Genomic DNA, 17,702 nt, shown 5'->3' with positions numbered 1-17,702 from the left:
TTTTTATGGGCAACGTATCAAGCGGCTGGCTGATCCAGCTCCAGGCCTACACCCAGTTGGCGCGACAGGCACGGCCAGCGTTTCCACGCAGCGCCGGTGTCCGGGCTGTTGAGCTTCTCGCGGTAGACCTCGACGGACTCCAGCGCGAAACTGTCTTCATTGAGCATCTCGTCCACGGCGTGATGCACCGCCTCATCCAGTTGATTGGCGAACTCCTCGCCGATCAGTTGGTGGGCAATCAGGTTGGCAACAGTCATGTCCAAGGGGATCAGTGGCTGGCCAAAATGCTTGATGTACAGGTCATTGACCTCTTCGACCAGGCGGTGCGCCAGATAGGCTTCGTCCAGCAGGCTGTCCAGACCGACGTGGCCGGCCATGATCGCCGGCGGCTGAAGGAAGAACTGCTCGGCGATTTTCAGCACCGGTTTGATCTGTGATTCGATACCCGCTTCCCTGGCGACTTCATTGGCTGCGTCCAGCAGGTCCGGCACTTGCTCTATATACGCGGCCACAAAACGCGTCATCACGCCGTTGGCGTCGACATCCGGCAATTGGATGGCGGAGTGAAGGTGTGGCAGTTGGGATTCCAGCTGACGAGTCAGCAGGCCGGTTTCGGCTTCGTGTTGTTGGGCTTTTTGGATCTGCTCGCGCAATGCGGCGGTGTTCATGAAAACTCCAGGAAACAAAGGCAATGAAATAGGGAAGACATAACTTAGCTGGCATACGAAAAATGCTAAGACGCATTTGTCATAATTATTTCATCCTTGAGACATCAAAGTTATATCGGTTTGCCGCCACTCGTCTGCATCCTTCTCCATTCGTGCCCTGGAACGCAAGTCCCAGCTGTTTCAGGTGATTTACGCCATCACATTGCGAGGTGGCAGTCGCTGTCTATACTCGGGTGGGAATGGAGTTAGCTGATGACGCCCGACTGCACACGCAGCAAGGCTCGGCGATTCAAGTTCGTAGTCTGAAAGCCGCTCCCTTGCCGCAGGTGAAAGCCGGCGGGATAAAAAGAACGATAAGGGGAACCCGCAATGATGCGACATCCACACGTCTGGATGGGCCTCCTGTTGTGGTCGATTTTCAGTCCGGCACACGCCGAATGGGCTGTGAATATGGCGCCGGGAGCGACTGAAATCAGTCACGCAGTATTTGACCTGCACATGACCATTTTCTGGATCTGTGTAGTAATCGGCATCATCGTCTTCGGCGCCATGTTCTGGTCGATGATTCTCCACCGCCGCTCGACCGGGCAGGTGGCCGCAAAATTTCATGAAAGCACCACCGTTGAAATCCTCTGGACCATCGTGCCCTTCCTGATTCTGGTGGCCATGGCGGTCCCTGCGACCGCAACCCTGATCAAGATGTATGACGCCAGTGAGCCGGATATCGATATCCAGGTCACCGGCTATCAGTGGAAGTGGCACTACAAATACCTGGGCCAGGACGTTGAGTTCTTCAGCAACCTGACCACGCCCGCCGATCAGATCCACAACAAGGAAACCAAGGGCGAGCATTACCTGCTTGAGGTCGACAAGCCATTGGTGCTGCCGATCGGCGCCAAGGTGCGCTTCCTGGTGACTTCCGCCGACGTCATCCACTCCTGGTGGGTGCCGGCCTTTGCGGTCAAGCGCGATGCGATTCCGGGGTTCGTCAACGAAGCCTGGACCCGCGTCGACAAGCCTGGCATCTACCGCGGTCAATGCGCCGAATTGTGCGGCAAGGACCACGGCTTCATGCCAATCGTGGTCGAGGTCAAGGAAAAGGCCGATTACGAAAAATGGCTGGGCGAGCGCAAGGCTGAAGCCCTGCAGCTCAAAGAGCTGACCAGCAAGGAATGGACCCTCGACGAGCTCAAGGAGCGCGGCGACAAGGTCTATCACACCGCCTGCGTTGCCTGTCACCAGGCCGAAGGTCAGGGCCTGCCGCCGATGTTCCCGGCGCTCAAGGGCTCGAAAATCGCTACCGGACCGATCAAGGATCACTTGGGCATTGTCTTCCACGGCAAGCCCGGCACCTCCATGGCCGCGTTCGGCAAGCAGCTCTCGGAAGTCGATATCGCAGCGGTCGTGACCTACGAACGTAACGCCTGGGGCAACAACAAGGGCGACATGGTCACCCCTAAAGAAGTGCTGGAGCTGAAACAGGCGGAAAGCAAATGACCCGGTCTATTGCGCACGTAAGGAACCGGTCGGGGCATCGCGCCCCGGCCTGCCCAGCCCATCTGTTTGCAGGAGACAGGACATGACTGCTGTAGTCGATGACCATGTTCATACCGGCACCGCCCACGCCCACGCCCACGGTCCCGCCAAAGGCCTGATGCGCTGGGTGCTGACCACCAACCACAAAGACATCGGCACGCTGTACCTGTGGTTCGCGTTCTCCATGTTCTTGCTTGGCGGCTCGTTCGCGATGGTGATTCGCGCCGAGTTGTTCCAACCGGGACTGCAAATCGTCCAGCCGGAATTCTTCAACCAGATGACCACCATGCACGGCCTGGTGATGGTCTTCGGTGCGGTGATGCCGGCGTTTGTCGGCCTCGCCAACTGGATGATCCCGCTGATGATCGGCGCGCCGGACATGGCCCTGCCACGGATGAACAACTTCAGCTTTTGGCTATTGCCGGCGGCGTTCATCCTGCTGGTATCGACCCTGTTCACCCCCGGCGGTGGACCGAACTTCGGCTGGACCTTCTACGCCCCGCTGTCGACGACCTACGCGCCAGAAAGCGTGACCTTCTTCATCTTCGCCATCCATTTGATGGGGATCAGTTCGATCATGGGCGCGATCAACGTGATCGCCACCATCCTCAACCTGCGTGCCCCCGGCATGACGCTGATGAAAATGCCGCTGTTCGTCTGGACCTGGCTGATTACCGCGTTCTTGCTGATCGCGGTGATGCCGGTACTGGCCGGTTGCGTGACGATGATGCTGATGGACATCCACTTCGGCACCAGCTTCTTTAGTGCCGCCGGTGGCGGCGACCCGGTGTTGTTCCAGCACGTGTTCTGGTTCTTCGGTCACCCCGAGGTGTACATCATGATCCTGCCGGCCTTCGGTGCCGTCAGCTCGATCATTCCGGCCTTCTCACGCAAGCCGCTGTTCGGCTACACCTCGATGGTCTATGCGACGGCGAGTATCGCGTTCCTGTCGTTCATCGTCTGGGCGCACCACATGTTCGTGGTCGGCATTCCGTTGGTGGGCGAGTTGTTCTTCATGTACGCCACGCTGCTGATCGCGGTGCCGACCGGAGTGAAGGTGTTCAACTGGGCCAGCACCATGTGGCAAGGGTCGCTGACCTTCGAGACACCGATGCTGTTTGCCGTGGCGTTCGTGATCCTGTTTTCCATCGGCGGTTTCTCCGGGTTGATGCTGGCCATCGCCCCGGCGGACTTCCAGTACCAGGACACCTACTTTGTGGTCGCGCACTTCCACTATGTACTGGTACCGGGGGCGATCTTCGGGATCTTCGCCTCGGCCTACTACTGGCTGCCGAAATGGACCGGCCACATGTACGACGAAACCCTCGGCAAGCTGCACTTCTGGCTGTCGTTCATCGGCATGAACATGGCTTTCTTCCCGATGCATTTCGTGGGGCTGGCGGGCATGCCGCGGCGGATTCCCGACTACAACCTGCAGTTCGCCGACTTCAACATGGTGTCGTCGATCGGTGCGTTCATGTTCGGCGCCACGCAGATCTTCTTCCTGTTCATCGTGATCAAGACCATTCGCGGCGGCGCGCCAGCCCCGGCCAAACCGTGGGATGGGGCCGAAGGCCTGGAATGGAGCATCCCGTCACCGGCGCCGTATCACACCTTCACCACGCCGCCGGAAGTGAAATGAACAGCCTTGCCTTCGTGGGAGCGAGCTTGCTCGCGATGAAGGCGGCGCGGTGTGTCAGATACACCGCTATCGCGAGCAAGCTCGCTCCCACAGGGTTTTGTGTGGAGGGCTTGCACCATGGCTGATTCGATTTCGTTGAAGAAGCTGGTCACGCGCCTGCTGCTGGTGGTGGTGGCGATGTTTGTCTTCGGGTTTGCCCTGGTGCCGATCTACGACGTGATGTGCAAGGCGTTCGGCATCAACGGCAAGACCGGCGGGCAGTATGAGGGCGAACAAACGGTCGACACCTCGCGGCAGGTTCGCGTGCAGTTTCTGTCGACCAATGCCGCCAACATGTCCTGGGATTTTTATCCTAAAAGTGACGAACTGACCGCCAACCCGGGGGCGGTGAACGAGATGATCTTCATCGCCCATAACCCGACCGATCGGCCGATGAGCGCCCAGGCAGTTCCAAGCATCGCGCCCAGCGCCGCGGCGGCGTACTTCCACAAGACCGAATGTTTCTGCTTTACCCAGCAAGTGCTGCAGCCCGGTCAACGGATCGAGATGCCGGTACGTTTCATCGTTGACCGTGACATGCCCAAGGATGTGAAGCACCTGACGCTTTCCTACACGCTGTTCGATATCACCGCACGTCATCCACCCGCGGCTGTTGCTGCAAACACCGGTGGCTAGGCGTTAAAGCGTGCCCGATAAGGAGAACAATAAATGGCAACTCATGAACATTATTACGTTCCGGCCCAGAGCAAATGGCCGATCATTGCCACGGTCGGTATGTTCGTCACCGTGTTCGGCCTGGCCACCTGGTTCAACGACCTGAAGGCGGCGCGGCCGGAGTCCCACGGCCCGCTGATCTTTTTCGTCGGTGGCCTGCTGGTGGCCTACATGCTGTTCGGCTGGTTCGGTACGGTGATCAAGGAAAGCCGCCAGGGGTTGTACAGCGCACAGATGGATCGCTCGTTCCGCTGGGGCATGAGCTGGTTCATCTTCTCGGAGGTGATGTTCTTCATCGCCTTCTTCGGTGCGCTGTTTTATGTGCGCAACATCACCGGCCCGACGCTGAGCGGTGAAGGCGCCAACGGCATTGCCCACATGCTCTGGCCGACGTTCGAGTTCACTTGGCCGCTGCTGAACAACCCTGACCCGAAACTCTTCCCGGCCCCCAAGGAAGTCATCAGCCCCTGGGGCCTGCCGTTGCTCAATACCGTGCTGCTGGTGAGTTCCAGCGTCACCGTGACCATCGCTCACCACGCCTTGAAAAAGGGCCATCGCGGCGCGCTGAAAATATGGCTGGCGCTCACCGTGTTACTGGGCTGCGCGTTCCTTGGTTTTCAGGCCGAAGAATACATGCATGCCTACCACGAACTGGGCCTGACACTCGGTTCGGGCATCTACGGCGCGACCTTCTTCATGCTCACCGGTTTCCACGGTGCCCACGTGACCATCGGCACCATCATCCTGTTTGTGATGTTGATGCGGGTCATGCGCGGGCACTTCGACGCCGATCATCAGTTCGCGTTTGAAGCGGCGAGTTGGTACTGGCACTTCGTGGACGTGGTGTGGATCGGTCTTTTCGTTTTCGTCTACGTGCTCTGAGGCTTACCAAGGTACATGCGACACCAACTGACCGCTGAAAAAACCCCAGGCAATCAAGCCGACGGTAATGGCGGCCAGCGCGACACGAACACTCAAGGCAATGACGAGGCGGTTCGAGCTGCTGTCGTCCTTGACCAGAAAAAACAGGCCGCTGAACAGGCTGACAACCGTGGCAATCAGCATCAGGACGATGGCTGCTTTGAGCATGGTGAGACTCCGGGGGAAAGGCGATGCACTTGAGTATAGCTATCGCAACTACCGACTTTCTGGCGACGCCATGAAGCGTTTCCGGCCGGGCATCGTACCGACCCTGGTGGTCGCGGTGTTGTTGCCCATGCTGGTGTCACTCGGGTTCTGGCAATTGAGCCGGGGCGCAGAGAAAAGCGCGCTGCTGCAAAGCTACACCGAGCGCCGCGCAGCTGAACCGATGGCCAGCACCGAGCTGCAACACACCGCAGATCCGGCCTTTCGCCGGGTTCACCTGCACGGCCAGTTCGATGCCGCCCACAGCCTGTTGCTGGATAACCGTCAGCGCGGCGGCAAGGTTGGCGTCGAACTGCTGCAACCGTTTCAGGATCAGGCGACCGGGCTCTGGTTGCTGGTCAATCGTGGCTGGCTGCCGTGGCCGGATCGCCGCACCCCACCGCAATTCACCACACCGACTCAGGCCTTGAGTCTCGTTGCCTGGGTCTACGTCTCCCCCGGCGCCACCTTCCAATTGCACGCTGATCCGAATACCACCACGTGGCCACAACTGGTTACCGCAGTTGAACCAGCCAAGCTCTGGACGGCGTTGGATCGTGAAGGTTTTGCTTACGAATTACGCGCAGAAAACGGCCCCGCGTCCTACCAGGCCGATTGGCCGGTGGTGGCCATGGGGCCGGAAAAGCACTTGGCTTATGCCGTGCAGTGGTTCGCCATGTCGATCGCCCTGTTCGGCCTCTATCTCTATCTCGGTTGGCACAACGCAAAGGAGAAACACCATGGGAGCGGCCATGAATCCACCCAGCATGTCTGAGGCGAAAACGCCGGCGAGTCGGCGTAAAGGTCGCTTGCAGTTACTGCTGATCCTGCTTGGGGTGATCGGTCCGATGATCCTCGCCACCGGCATGTACAAACTGCAGTTCTGGGTGCCGGAAGGTCGCAGCTATCACGGCGAACTGATCGGCAACGGCCAGACCCGCGCCGACCTCGGCGTGCAGGCGCAGGAGGATCGTTGGCAGATACTCGTGACCGCGCCCAAGGATTGCTCGGTGGACTGCCAGCAACTGGTGTACCTGGCGCGGCAGATCCAGATCGGCCTCGGCCGTGATGCCGGGCGCGCCAGTCATGCCTTGGCCGCGGCACAACCGCTGAGCAGTGAATACGACGCCAAGCTGACGCGCGAGTATCCTCAATTGCAGCGGTATCCACTGAGCCTGACCGACTTCAATAAAACTGCCGGCGACAAGGCTGTGCCGCAGCTGTGGATCATCGACCCTCACGGTAATCTGGTGCTGCGCTACGACCCGACGGTGAAGGGTAAGGACTTGCTCAACGACCTGCGTCATCTGCTGAAACTGTCGAACATCGGATAAGGGCATCGTCATGGCCAAACCTGGATTTCGCCTCGCGCTGTTTGCCACCTTGCTGGCACTGATTGTGGTGTTGCTCGGCGCCTACACCCGCCTGACCCACGCCGGCCTCGGCTGCCCGGACTGGCCGGGTTGCTATGGCTTTATCAGCGTGCCGAAAAGCGAAGTTCAATTGGCCCATGCCGAACTGCATTTTCCCGACGCTCCCGTCGAAGCCCATAAGGGCTGGAACGAGATGGTTCACCGCTACTTCGCGGGCACGCTGGGGCTGCTGATCTCGGTATTGGCCGGCCGCGCTTGGGTCCATCGTCGTCACCCAGGGCAGCCGGTGAAGTTGCCGTTGTTTTTGCTGGCAGTGGTGATTGCCCAAGCGGCATTCGGCATGTGGACGGTGACGCTCAAGCTCTGGCCACAAGTGGTCACCGGGCATTTACTCGGTGGTTTTGCGACGTTGAGCCTGCTGTTTTTGCTGACGTTGCGATTGTCCGGCGTGTTGCCGGCGCTGACCGTGCCACGGCGTTTGCAGTACTGGGCGACCGCCGGGTTGCTGCTGGTGATCCTGCAAATTGCCTTGGGTGGATGGGTCAGTTCCAACTACGCGGCGGTGGCCTGTATCGACTTCCCGACCTGTCACGGTCAGTGGCTGCCGCCCGCGGACTTCGCAAACGGCTTTCACCTGACTCAACACATCGGCCCCAATTACCTCGGCGGGCAACTGGACAGCGATGCCCGCACGGCGATTCATCTGACTCACCGCATTGGCGCTTTGCTGGTGACCCTGGTGTTGCTGGGGCTGGCCTGGCAACTGAAGGTGGTCGGCATGACGCGCCTGGCCGGGCTGGTGCTGATCGCACTCGCCGCGCAAATCACCCTCGGCATCAGCAATGTGCTGTTTCACCTGCCACTGCCAGTCGCCGTCGCGCATAACGCGGGCGGCGCGGCACTGTTGCTGACGATAGTGCTGGTCAATTATCACGCGCGAACCAGTCTGGTTCGGGTCAAGCAGCAACCCCCTGCGCGCTGGCGGTTCAGCCCGCGTAAACACTCAGCCGGGCCCATAACAATAAAAGGAGAGATGCCATGGCGACTCTGATCGGCGCACGTCACAGTCAGGCGATCTGGCGTGACTACCTGGAGCTGACCAAGCCGAAAGTGGTGGTGCTGATGCTCATCACCTCGCTGGTCGGCATGTTCCTCGCGACCCGTGCCGGGGTACCGTGGACGGTGCTGGTGTTCGGCAATCTGGGGATCGCCTTGTGTGCCGGTGGTGCGGCAGCCGTTAATCATGTGGTGGACCGACGCATCGATGCGGTCATGGCCCGCACGCACAAACGTCCCTTGGCCGAAGGCCGGGTGTCGCCGGCGGCCGCGCTGACGTTTGCCTTGATATTGGCGGTGCTTGGGCAAGCCATACTGCTGGCCTTCACCAATCCGTTGACGGCGTGGCTGACCCTGGCCTCGCTGCTCGGCTATGCGGTGGTCTACACCGGTTTCCTGAAACGCGCGACGCCGCAAAACATCGTCATCGGCGGACTTGCCGGCGCCGCCCCGCCGCTGCTCGGCTGGACCGCCGCCACCGGCCACGTCAGCGCCGAACCACTGTTGCTGGTGCTGATCATCTTCGCCTGGACCCCGCCGCACTTCTGGGCCCTGGCCATTCACCGCAAAGAGGAATACGCCAAGGCCGACATCCCGATGCTGCCGGTGACCCATGGCGAGCACTACACCAAGGTCCACATCCTGCTTTATACCTTCGCGCTGCTGGCCGTGAGCTTGATGCCGTACGTGATCCACATGAGCGGTGTGCTCTACCTGATTTGCGCGCTGGGACTGGGCGCGAGGTTTCTGCAATGGGCCGTGGTGCTGTACCGTGGCACTCGGCCGCACGCGGCGATCAACACGTTCAAGTACTCTATTTACTACTTGTTCCTGCTGTTTATCGCGCTGCTCGTAGACCACTACTTACTGTTGAACCTATGACTCGAACCCAGAAAACCGTCTTCATCCTCGTTGCCCTGATCGCGCTGGTCCTGGGCCTGACCATCAACAAAGTGCTGACCGGCAAAGGCCAGGGCGACCCGACGGCGCTGATTGATGCCGGGATCATTCTGCTGCCGCAAAGCCGCAACCTGCCGAACGTGACAATGACCGACCAGGACGGCAAACCGGTGGCGGTCAACGAGCTGAAAGACAAATGGTCGCTGCTGTTCTTCGGCTACACCTTCTGCCCGGACATCTGCCCGACCACCCTCGCCCAGCTGCGTCAGATCAAGAGCGAACTGCCGCCAGAGGCTGTGGATAAGTTGCAGATCATTCTGGTCAGCGTCGACCCGAATCGCGACACACCCCAGCAGCTCAAGCAGTACCTGGGCTACTTCGATCCTCAGTTCAAAGGGCTGACGGCTTCGTCGGTGGAAGACATCCAGAAACTGGCCAACGCGGTGAGTATTCCGTTCATTCCGGCGGACACCAGCAAGCCGAATTACACCGTTGACCACAGCGGCAACCTGGCGGTGATCGGGCCGGACGGGACGCAACGTGGGTTCATTCGGGCGCCGTTGAACAACGTGAAATTGGTGACACAGTTGCCGGTGATGCTCAAGCGTCCGTAAACGACGCAGAACCTGTGGGAGCGGGCTTGCCCGCGAAAGGGCCAGTCCATTCAACATCCATAGTGACTGACACATCGCTTTCGCGGGCAAGCCCGCTCCCACAGGGTCCGTATTCCAGGCATAAAAAAACGGGGACGCAATCAATGCGTCCCCGTTTTTTTATTGCTGTCGGATCAGAACGCCGGCAATACCGCGCCTTTGTACTTCTCGAGGATGAAGGCTTTCACTTCCGGGCTGTGCAGGGCAGCAATCAGCTTCTTCATCGCTTCACTGTCCTTGTCGTCTGGACGGGCAACGAGGATGTTCACGTAAGGCGAGTCGTTGCCTTCGATGACCAGCGCATCCTTGGACGGATCAAGCTTGGCTTCCAGCGCGTAGTTGGTGTTGATCAGTGCCAGGTCGACCTGGGTCAGCACGCGCGGGATGGTCGCGGCTTCCAACTCACGGAATTTCAGGTCCTTGGAGTTCTCGGTGATGTCCTTGACGGTCGCGAGGATGTTGTTCGAATCCTTCAACTTGATCAGGCCAGCCTTGGCCAGCAGCAACAGCGCACGGCCGCCGTTGGTGGCGTCGTTCGGGATCACCACGTTGGCGCCGCCTGGCAGCTCGGTCAGTGCTTTGTATTTGCTGGAGTAAGCGCCCAGTGGCTCAAGGTGCACACCGGCAACGGCCACCAGGTTGGTGCCCTTGGCCTTGTTGAATTCATCGAGGTACGGCTGGTGCTGGAAGAAGTTGGCGTCCAGACGTTTTTCGGCCACCTGCACGTTCGGCTGGATGTAGTCGGTGAAGACTTTGACCTTCAGGTCCACGCCTTCTTTGGCCAGGGCCGGTTTCACGAATTCGAGGATTTCTGCGTGCGGGACCGGGGTGGCTGCGACGGTCAGGGTGTCGGCAGCGTGAGCGGAAAAGGCTGCAACGGCAGCGAACGCGACGAGTAGTTTTTTCATTCAGCTAACTCCTTGTGCGGCGCCTGAATTCGGCGCCTGCCAGCGAATGGCCGGCTCATTTGTCATTTACGGGACTCTTTATTTCCTGGAGAAGTGGACAACCAACTTGTCGCCAACGGTTTGCAGAACCTGAACGATCACCAGCAGCAACATCACCGTCACGACCATCACATCAGGCTGGAAACGCTGGTAACCGAAACGGATCGCCAGGTCGCCCAAACCACCCGCGCCGACCACACCCGCCATCGCCGTGTAGGACACCAGTGTAATGGCTGTCACCGTAATCGCGGCGAAGATGCCCGGGCGGGCTTCCGGCAGCAAGGCATTGGTGATGATCTGCCGCGTCGTCGCGCCCATGGCCTGGGTTGCCTCGATGATGCCGCGATCCACTTCACGCAGGGCGGTTTCCACCAGCCGCGCGAAGAATGGCGTAGCGCCCACCACCAGCGGTGGAATCGCACCGGCGACACCGAGGGACGTACCGGTGATCAACACCGTGAACGGAATCATCACAATCAGCAGAATGATGAACGGCAGCGAACGCAGGATGTTCACCATCAGCGACAGCATTGCGTAGACGCCTTTGGCTTCCAGCAACTGACGCGGGCTGCAGAGGAATAACAGCACGCCCAGGGGCAGGCCGAGCAAAACGGTGAACAACAGCGAACCGAAGAGCATCAGAAAGGTATCGCCGGTGGCCAGCCAGATTTCGAACCAGTCGATATTGACGAAGAAACTTGCCAGGACTTCCATCAGCGCAGCACCTCCATGTGGACGTCAGCTGCGGTGAAGTGGGCGAACGCCGCTTCCATGTCGCCACCGGTAACGGCCAGGGTCAACTGCCCGTAGGGCACGTCTTTGATGCGGTCGATACGACCGGCCAGGATGCTGTAGTCCACACCCGTTTCACGAGCGACAGTGCCCAGTAGCGGTGCGTAGGTCGCTTCGCCCTGGAAGGTCAGACGCACGATGCGACCTGGAACGTGGGCGAAGTCGTCGCGCTGCTCGCTTTCGTCGATCTGCTCGTCTTCTTGCACGAAGCGCTTGGTGGTCGGGTGCTTCGGATGCAGGAACACCTCGGCTACCGAACCTTGCTCGACGATCACGCCAGCGTCCATCACCGCGACCTGGTCGCAGACCCGGCGGATCACGTCCATCTCATGGGTAATCAACACGATGGTCAGTTTCAGTTCGCGATTGATCTCGGCCAGCAATTGCAGGACCGACGCAGTGGTCTGCGGGTCCAGTGCGCTGGTGGCTTCGTCGCACAGCAGGATTTTCGGCTTGGTTGCTAGGGCGCGGGCGATGCCGACGCGCTGCTTCTGGCCACCGGACAACTGCGCCGGGTACTTTTTGGCGTGGTCGGACAGGCCGACCCGCTTCAGCAATTCGGCCACACGCCGGTCAATCTCACTGCGGGACAGCTCACCGGCCAGGGTCAGTGGCAGCGCGACGTTGTCGGCCACAGTCTTGGACGCCAGCAAGTTGAAGTGCTGGAAAATCATCCCGACCTGCTGGCGGAAGCGCCGCAGGCTGTTGGCGTCGAGCGCAGTGACTTCTTCGCCGTCGACGATGATCTTGCCGCCACTGGAGTTTTCCAGGCGATTGATCAGACGCAGCAAAGTACTTTTTCCCGCGCCGGAATGGCCGATCAGACCGAAGACCTGACCGTTCTCAATCGTCAGACTGGTCGGATGCAGGGCGGGAATATCCTTACCGGCGACGCGGTAGGTTTTGTGGACGTTTTGAAACTCGATCACGTAGCGAACCTTGTGGGGCGCGTTGGAAAAGGATCAGCGGTTAGCCGGGCGCGCATTTTAGCCTGTCCGTATAGAGGTTATTAGCATTTATTCCGCATTCAACCTTCCATTTGGCAATAACGCGATCAAAGGTTAGAAAAAAGGAACGGCGCAAAACGTCATCAGTCACTAATTAGGCAACTCGAAAACGCCCCCGGTCCGTGCCTGGGGTATTGCTCAACAGTCCTGGCTACGGCGGGAATCGCAACGAGGAGTTTTGTCTGATGAGTACTAAAAAACCTGCCGCAACCAAAAGCGCACTGGCCGGGACCGATACCCCGGACCGCGGTAACACCAATGCCAAGCTCGACAGCCTGGAGCAATTTCGCTCCGACGCCACTGAACAGGCCCTGCGCACCAACCAGGGCGTGAAAGTCGCGGACAACCAGAACACGTTGAAGGCCGGCGCCCGCGGGCCATCGTTGCTGGAAGATTTCATCATGCGTGAAAAGATCACGCACTTTGACCATGAACGCATTCCCGAGCGCATCGTCCACGCCCGCGGCACCGGTGCTCACGGCTACTTCCAGAGCTATGAAACCCATTCCGTGCTGACCAAGGCCGGGTTCCTACAAGACCCAAGCCAAAAAACCCCGGTCTTCGTCCGCTTCTCCACGGTGCAGGGCCCTCGCGGGTCGGGCGATACCGTGCGGGACGTACGAGGTTTCGCGGTGAAGTTTTTCACCGACGAAGGCAACTTCGACCTGGTGGGCAACAACATGCCGGTGTTTTTCATTCAGGATGCGATCAAGTTTCCTGACTTCGTGCATGCGGTGAAACCCGAGCCGCACAATGAGATACCCACCGGTGGCTCAGCTCACGATACCTTTTGGGATTTTGTCTCTCTGGTACCGGAGTCGGCGCACATGGTGATCTGGACCATGTCCGACCGGGCGATCCCGAAAAGCCTACGCAGCATGCAAGGCTTCGGCGTGCATACCTTCCGCCTGATCAACGCCGAAGGTAAATCGCGCTTCGTCAAATTCCACTGGCGCCCCACGGCCGGGACCTGTTCGCTGGTGTGGGATGAAGCGCAGAAACTCGCCGGTAAAGACACCGACTACCACCGTCGCGATCTCTGGGAGTCGATCGAGATGGGCGACTACCCGGAATGGGAACTGGGCGTACAGATTATCGAGGAGGAAAACGAACATAAATTCGACTTCGACATCCTCGACCCGACCAAGCTGATCCCGGAAGAACTGGTGCCCATCACCCCGCTAGGCAAAATGACCCTCAACCGTAACCCCGACAACTTTTTCGCCGAAACCGAGCAGGTTGCCTTCTGCCCAGGGCATATCGTGCCGGGGATCGACTTTTCCAACGATCCATTGCTGCAGGGTCGATTGTTTTCCTACACCGATACGCAAATCAGCCGACTCGGTGGGCCGAACTTTCACGAGATCCCGATCAACCGTCCGGTGGCACCGTTCCACAATGGTCAACGGGATGCGTTGCATCGCTCCACCATCGACAAGGGCCGCGCGTCCTACGAGCCGAACTCCATTGATAGCGGTTGGCCCAAAGAAACACCGCCGGCAGCCCAGGATGGCGGCTTCGAAAGTTATCCAGAGCGCGTTGACGCCAACAAGATCCGTCAGCGCAGCGAATCATTCAGCGACCACTTCTCCCAGGCGCGGCTGTTTTTCCACAGCATGAGCAAGCACGAGCAGGAGCACATCATCTCGGCTTACAGCTTCGAGTTGGGCAAGGTTGAGCGGGAGTTCATCCGCGCGCGTCAGGTGAATGAGATTCTGGCCAACATCGATCTGGAACTGGCTAAACGCGTGGCGCAGAACCTGGGGTTGCCAGCGCCCAAAGCCGGGACGGTCGAAGTACGCAAAACCTCACTGGATCACTCGCCGGCCCTGAGTCAGGCCAACTTGCTGCCGGCGGATATCAAAACCCGCAAAGTGGCAATCCTGGCAGCCAATGGCGTCGATGGTGCAGCGATTGATGCCATGAAGAAAGCGCTGAAGGCAGAAGGTGCGCACGCCAAACTGCTCGGCCCGACTTCTGCTCCTGTGACCACCGCCGATGGCAAGGCGTTGCCGGTCGATGCGTCGATGGAAGGCTTGCCTTCGGTGGCGTTCGATGCGGTGTTTGTACCCGGTGGCGCGGCGTCGATCAAGGCGTTGAGCACTGACGGTGTGGCGCTGCATTACGTGCTGGAGGCGTACAAGCACTTGAAGGCGATTGCGCTGCAGGGCGAGGCCAAACAGTTGCTGGATGTGTTGAAGCTCGAGGCTGACGCGGGGTTGATCGTGGGCACGGATGCGAAGTTGATCAAACCGTTTTTTGCCGCGATCGGGCAGCATCGGGTGTGGGACAGGGAGCCTAAAGCCAAGGCGATTCCGGCTTAAGGTTTTGTATCGGTAGTCAGGACGCCATCGCAGGCAAGCCCGCTCCCACAGGGTATGTGGTTGATCACAGACTTTTGATCACCGCCGATCCATTGTGGGAGCGAGCCTGCTCGCGAAGCTTTTAGGGTTTACGCGGGCTCAGAACCATCTGCGCAGGAACGTTGCGCAGAATCTGCTTCTCCAGATTCAGATCAAAATCCGAATCGAGTTTCTTCACGCGTTTGGTCAGCAACGTGGTCAACCATGGGAAGTCCTGGGTGCGTGGCGCCTGAATACTCACATCACACTGGTAATTCACCACATCGGCGGCGATCGCATCCAGTTGACGACGAAGTTTCGTCATATCAGTCAGGTTCAACGCAACTGTGGTGCTTTCAGCCGTTGGATCAATGACCTTGGCCTGTGGCTTGGCTTCGGCAGCCATGAGCGCAGCTTCGGCTCTATCCAGTTCGGCTTTGCGGGCATCGACGATGGCGTTGTTGAGCCCACCGGTCAGCGCCGGAGCCTTGGGCATCAACGACCGAGCGCGGCTCAGCGCAGTGGCAGCGGCATTCACATCGCCTTTTTGCAGCACGATCTGGCTGCGGCGCAGATAGGCTTCGGCCAGTTGCCGCTGGTATTGCTCAAGGGATTGATCGTTGGGCGACTCAGCCTGCAAGGTAGCCAGTTGATCTTCGGCAGTCGCCAGTTCGCTGCTGGCTAGGCTTTGTTGCAGCTGCGCGATGGCCGTGGCCCGTGCACCGGTAGCCTCGGTGGCCGCCGGTGGCGTGCTTTGACAAGCGCCCAGTAGCAGCGAAAATGCGACAAGGAGCAGATAACGGGAGGCGAACGGCTTCATTCCTGCGACTCTCTATTTGCGCAAAAAACGAGCAAGTCTACACCCCTCGACGGGGCAGGACAAAACTCAGCAGAAACAGTGCGGCGGCCGTCACAACAATCGATGGGCCCGCCGGGGTGTCCTTGAACCACGACAGCGCCAGCCCGCCACAGACCGCGAGCATACCCAGCAGGCTCGCGCCCAGTGCCATCTGCTCCGGTGACCGGGCGTGACGTTGTGCCGCAGCCGCCGGGATGATCAGCAAGGACGTAATCAGCAACACACCGACGATTTTCATCGCCACCGCGATCACCACAGCGATCAGCAACATCAGGGTCAAGCGCAACGCCGCCACCGGCAGACCTTCAACCCTGGCCAGTTCTTCATGCACCGTAATTGCCAGCAATGGCCGCCACAACGTCACCAGCAAAGCCAGAACGACCGCGCTGCCGCCGAGTATCCAGGCCAGATCGGTCGGGCTGATCGCCAGCAAGTCGCCGAACAGATAAGCCATCAGGTCGATCCGCACTTCGTGCATGAAGCTTAGTACGACCAGGCCCAAAGAGAGCGTGCTCGGTGCGAGAATTCCCAAAAGCGTGTCGGACGCCAGCGGTTGACGCTGTTGCAAGGTCACCAGCAACACCGCCAACAGCAGGCAGCCTACGGTGACCGCAACGGTCGGGCTGACATCCAGCAGAAAACCCAGCGCCACGCCGAGCAGCGCGGCATGGGAAAGGGTGTCGCCGAAATAGGCCATGCGCCGCCAGACCACGAACGAACCCAACGGGCCCGCGACCAACGCCAGGGCCAGGCCTGCAAGCAGGGCGTAGAGCAGAAAATCAGCCATGCTTGCAGTTATCTCCGTGAACGTGGGTAGGGGCCGACGGGGCCGCGCTGACCACCGAGCCATGCAAGTCATGGGCGTGGTCGTGATGGTGGTGATAAATCGCCAGGCTTTGTGCGTTCTTTCCGAACAGCTCGACGAAAGCCGGATCACCGCTGACCTGCTCGGGATGCCCGGAGCAGCAGACGTGACGGTTGAGGCAGACCACCTGGTCGGTGGTGCTCATCACCAGGTGCAGATCGTGGGACACCATCAACACGCCGCAGCCGTGGCGGTCGCGCAATCGTGTGATCAGGCTGTAGAGCTCGGCCTGACCGGCCACGTCAACGCCTTGCACAGGTTCGTCGAGCACCAGCAGTTCCGGCTCGCGCAGCAATGCCCGGGCCAGCAGCACCCGCTGCATTTCGCCACCGGAAACACTTTGCACCGGGCTGTCGATCACCTGTTCGGCGCCGACTTCCTTGAGTGCCGCCAAGGCCATGGCGCGGTCCACGCCCGGCACCAGACGCAAGAAGCGCAGCACCGACAGCGGCAGCGTCGGATCGACGTGAAGTTTTTGCGGCATGTAACCGACCCGCAGTTTCGGCTTGCGCCACACGCTGCCGCTGTCCGGTTTCAACAGACCGAGTACAGCGCGCACCAGCGTGGTCTTGCCGGCGCCGTTAGGGCCGATCAGGGTGACGATCTGTCCGGGCTCGACGCTCAGCTCGATGTTATCCAGTACGTTTTGCCCGGCAAAGGTGACAGCAACCTGCTCGAGGCGGATCAGCGCATTGCTCATCAAACCCCCTGGCAACCCGAGCAGAGGCCGACCACTTCAACGGTCTGGCCCTCGACGACAAATCCGACATCCTTGGCGCTACTGATGATCGCGTCACTGATGGATTTCTGTTCGAGCTCGATGGCGGCGTGGCATTCGCGGCAAATCAGGAACTGGCCCTGGTGGGCGTGCCCCGGGTGATTGCAGCCGACGAAGGCGTTCAGCGAGGAGATGCGATGTACGAGGCCGTTTTCCAGCAGAAAGTCCAGCGCACGGTAGACGGTCGGCGGCGCAGCACGGCGGCCGTCCTGCTCGCTGAGTACCGCGAGAATGTCGTAGGCACCCAACGGTTTATGGCTTTGCCAGACCAGTTCCAGCACCCGCCGGCGCAAGGCGGTCAGGCGCAGGCCTTGACGTGCGCACAGAACATCGGCCTCAGACAATGCGCTATGGACGCAATGAGAGTGGTCGTGGGGACGGCTGGCAATCGGTGTTTTAGGCATGAGCGGCGACGAGTTTTGTGAGAGACGTTATTATGTTACCC

The 17,702-nt window shown here is 59.7% G+C and carries 19 protein-coding genes; 10 read left to right on the top strand and 9 right to left on the bottom strand.

What is annotated here, in order from left to right; translation table 11 throughout:
- Positions 1 to 17: 17 nt before the first annotated feature.
- The gene (locus ACIQU2_RS20935; protein ID WP_347804247.1) at positions 18 to 668 is read right to left on the bottom strand and encodes a hypothetical protein; all 651 of its coding nucleotides are present in this window, start codon (positions 666 to 668) and stop codon (positions 18 to 20) included.
- A gap of 369 nt (positions 669 to 1,037) precedes the next feature.
- On the opposite strand from ACIQU2_RS20935, the gene coxB reads away from it, so the two are divergent.
- The 4 genes from coxB (at position 1,038) to ACIQU2_RS20915 (ending at position 5,442) form a co-directional block, all read left to right on the top strand.
- Positions 1,038 to 2,165, top strand: a complete 1,128-nt coding sequence (coxB, locus tag ACIQU2_RS20930) for a cytochrome c oxidase subunit II (RefSeq protein WP_403143721.1) — start codon at positions 1,038 to 1,040, stop codon at positions 2,163 to 2,165.
- 82 nt (positions 2,166 to 2,247) lie between these two features.
- Positions 2,248 to 3,846 carry a cytochrome c oxidase subunit I gene (gene ctaD, locus ACIQU2_RS20925; protein ID WP_347804249.1) on the top strand — a complete coding sequence of 533 codons (1,599 nt, stop codon included), beginning with the start codon at positions 2,248 to 2,250 and terminating at the stop codon, positions 3,844 to 3,846.
- A gap of 117 nt (positions 3,847 to 3,963) precedes the next feature.
- Positions 3,964 to 4,521: a cytochrome c oxidase assembly protein gene (locus ACIQU2_RS20920; RefSeq protein WP_403143718.1), complete on the top strand. Its 558-nt coding sequence runs from the start codon at positions 3,964 to 3,966 to the stop codon at positions 4,519 to 4,521.
- A 33-nt stretch (positions 4,522 to 4,554) separates the two neighbouring features.
- Entirely contained in the window at positions 4,555 to 5,442 is an 888-nt protein-coding gene (locus ACIQU2_RS20915) for a cytochrome c oxidase subunit 3 (protein ID WP_403143716.1), read from the top strand.
- Between the two features lie 3 nt (positions 5,443 to 5,445).
- Here ACIQU2_RS20915 and ACIQU2_RS20910 read toward each other — a convergent pair whose 3' ends face one another.
- Entirely contained in the window at positions 5,446 to 5,649 is a 204-nt protein-coding gene (locus tag ACIQU2_RS20910; RefSeq protein WP_008152470.1) for a twin transmembrane helix small protein, read from the bottom strand.
- A 70-nt stretch (positions 5,650 to 5,719) separates the two neighbouring features.
- Between ACIQU2_RS20910 and ACIQU2_RS20905 the strand changes: the two genes are divergently transcribed.
- From ACIQU2_RS20905 to ACIQU2_RS20885, 5 genes are read left to right on the top strand one after another with little or no spacing between them, the layout of a single operon-like run.
- Entirely contained in the window at positions 5,720 to 6,460 is a 741-nt protein-coding gene (locus tag ACIQU2_RS20905) for an SURF1 family protein (RefSeq protein WP_403143714.1), read from the top strand.
- Positions 6,426 to 7,019, top strand: a complete 594-nt coding sequence (locus ACIQU2_RS20900) for a hypothetical protein (protein WP_403143713.1) — start codon at positions 6,426 to 6,428, stop codon at positions 7,017 to 7,019. Before ACIQU2_RS20905 ends, ACIQU2_RS20900 begins: the two co-directional genes overlap by 35 nt.
- A gap of 10 nt (positions 7,020 to 7,029) precedes the next feature.
- A complete protein-coding gene (locus ACIQU2_RS20895; protein WP_403143711.1) occupies positions 7,030 to 8,109 on the top strand; it encodes a heme A synthase in 1,080 nt (359 codons plus the stop codon).
- A complete protein-coding gene (gene cyoE, locus ACIQU2_RS20890; protein WP_403143709.1) occupies positions 8,097 to 8,996 on the top strand; it encodes a heme o synthase in 900 nt (299 codons plus the stop codon). The genes ACIQU2_RS20895 and cyoE overlap by 13 nt, the downstream gene beginning before the upstream one ends.
- Positions 8,993 to 9,628 (top strand): SCO family protein, encoded by a 636-nt coding sequence (locus tag ACIQU2_RS20885; RefSeq protein WP_403143707.1) that lies wholly within the window; start codon positions 8,993 to 8,995, stop codon positions 9,626 to 9,628. Before cyoE ends, ACIQU2_RS20885 begins: the two co-directional genes overlap by 4 nt.
- 173 nt (positions 9,629 to 9,801) lie before the next feature.
- On the opposite strand, the gene ACIQU2_RS20880 is transcribed toward ACIQU2_RS20885, so the two are convergent.
- The 3 genes from ACIQU2_RS20880 to ACIQU2_RS20870 form a co-directional block, all read right to left on the bottom strand.
- Positions 9,802 to 10,575, bottom strand: coding sequence for a MetQ/NlpA family ABC transporter substrate-binding protein (locus ACIQU2_RS20880; protein WP_347803962.1), 774 nt, complete (start codon positions 10,573 to 10,575; stop codon positions 9,802 to 9,804).
- A gap of 78 nt (positions 10,576 to 10,653) precedes the next feature.
- Complete coding sequence (locus ACIQU2_RS20875) at positions 10,654 to 11,328, bottom strand: methionine ABC transporter permease (RefSeq protein WP_095126765.1); 675 nt, start codon at positions 11,326 to 11,328, stop codon at positions 10,654 to 10,656.
- On the bottom strand, positions 11,328 to 12,335 hold the full coding sequence (locus ACIQU2_RS20870; RefSeq protein ID WP_347803961.1) for a methionine ABC transporter ATP-binding protein: 1,008 nt from the start codon (positions 12,333 to 12,335) through the stop codon (positions 11,328 to 11,330). Before ACIQU2_RS20870 ends, ACIQU2_RS20875 begins: the two co-directional genes overlap by 1 nt.
- 263 nt (positions 12,336 to 12,598) lie before the next feature.
- Here ACIQU2_RS20870 and katE point away from each other — a divergent pair, with 263 nt between their 5' ends.
- The gene (gene katE, locus ACIQU2_RS20865) at positions 12,599 to 14,737 is read left to right on the top strand and encodes a catalase HPII (protein ID WP_403143704.1); all 2,139 of its coding nucleotides are present in this window, start codon (positions 12,599 to 12,601) and stop codon (positions 14,735 to 14,737) included.
- A gap of 121 nt (positions 14,738 to 14,858) precedes the next feature.
- Here katE and ACIQU2_RS20860 read toward each other — a convergent pair whose 3' ends face one another.
- Genes ACIQU2_RS20860 through zur form a run of 4 tightly spaced genes read right to left on the bottom strand, consistent with a single transcriptional unit; the run spans position 14,859 to position 17,661 of the window.
- Positions 14,859 to 15,575, bottom strand: a complete 717-nt coding sequence (locus ACIQU2_RS20860; RefSeq protein WP_347803959.1) for a PA5502 family lipoprotein — start codon at positions 15,573 to 15,575, stop codon at positions 14,859 to 14,861.
- A gap of 37 nt (positions 15,576 to 15,612) precedes the next feature.
- The gene (gene znuB, locus ACIQU2_RS20855) at positions 15,613 to 16,401 is read right to left on the bottom strand and encodes a zinc ABC transporter permease subunit ZnuB (RefSeq protein WP_347803958.1); all 789 of its coding nucleotides are present in this window, start codon (positions 16,399 to 16,401) and stop codon (positions 15,613 to 15,615) included.
- Positions 16,394 to 17,179, bottom strand: a complete 786-nt coding sequence (gene znuC / locus ACIQU2_RS20850) for a zinc ABC transporter ATP-binding protein ZnuC (RefSeq protein WP_347803957.1) — start codon at positions 17,177 to 17,179, stop codon at positions 16,394 to 16,396. Before znuC ends, znuB begins: the two co-directional genes overlap by 8 nt.
- Positions 17,179 to 17,661: a zinc uptake transcriptional repressor Zur gene (zur, locus tag ACIQU2_RS20845; RefSeq protein WP_074872304.1), complete on the bottom strand. Its 483-nt coding sequence runs from the start codon at positions 17,659 to 17,661 to the stop codon at positions 17,179 to 17,181. Before zur ends, znuC begins: the two co-directional genes overlap by 1 nt.
- Positions 17,662 to 17,702 lie beyond the last annotated feature (41 nt).

It is taken from the genome of Pseudomonas sp. NPDC098740, from assembly GCF_044760065.1.
Lineage (GTDB): Bacteria > Pseudomonadota > Gammaproteobacteria > Pseudomonadales > Pseudomonadaceae > Aquipseudomonas > Aquipseudomonas rossensis.
Note: the sequence above shows the minus strand (reverse complement) of the source record. Positions and strands in the feature narration are given on the sequence as shown.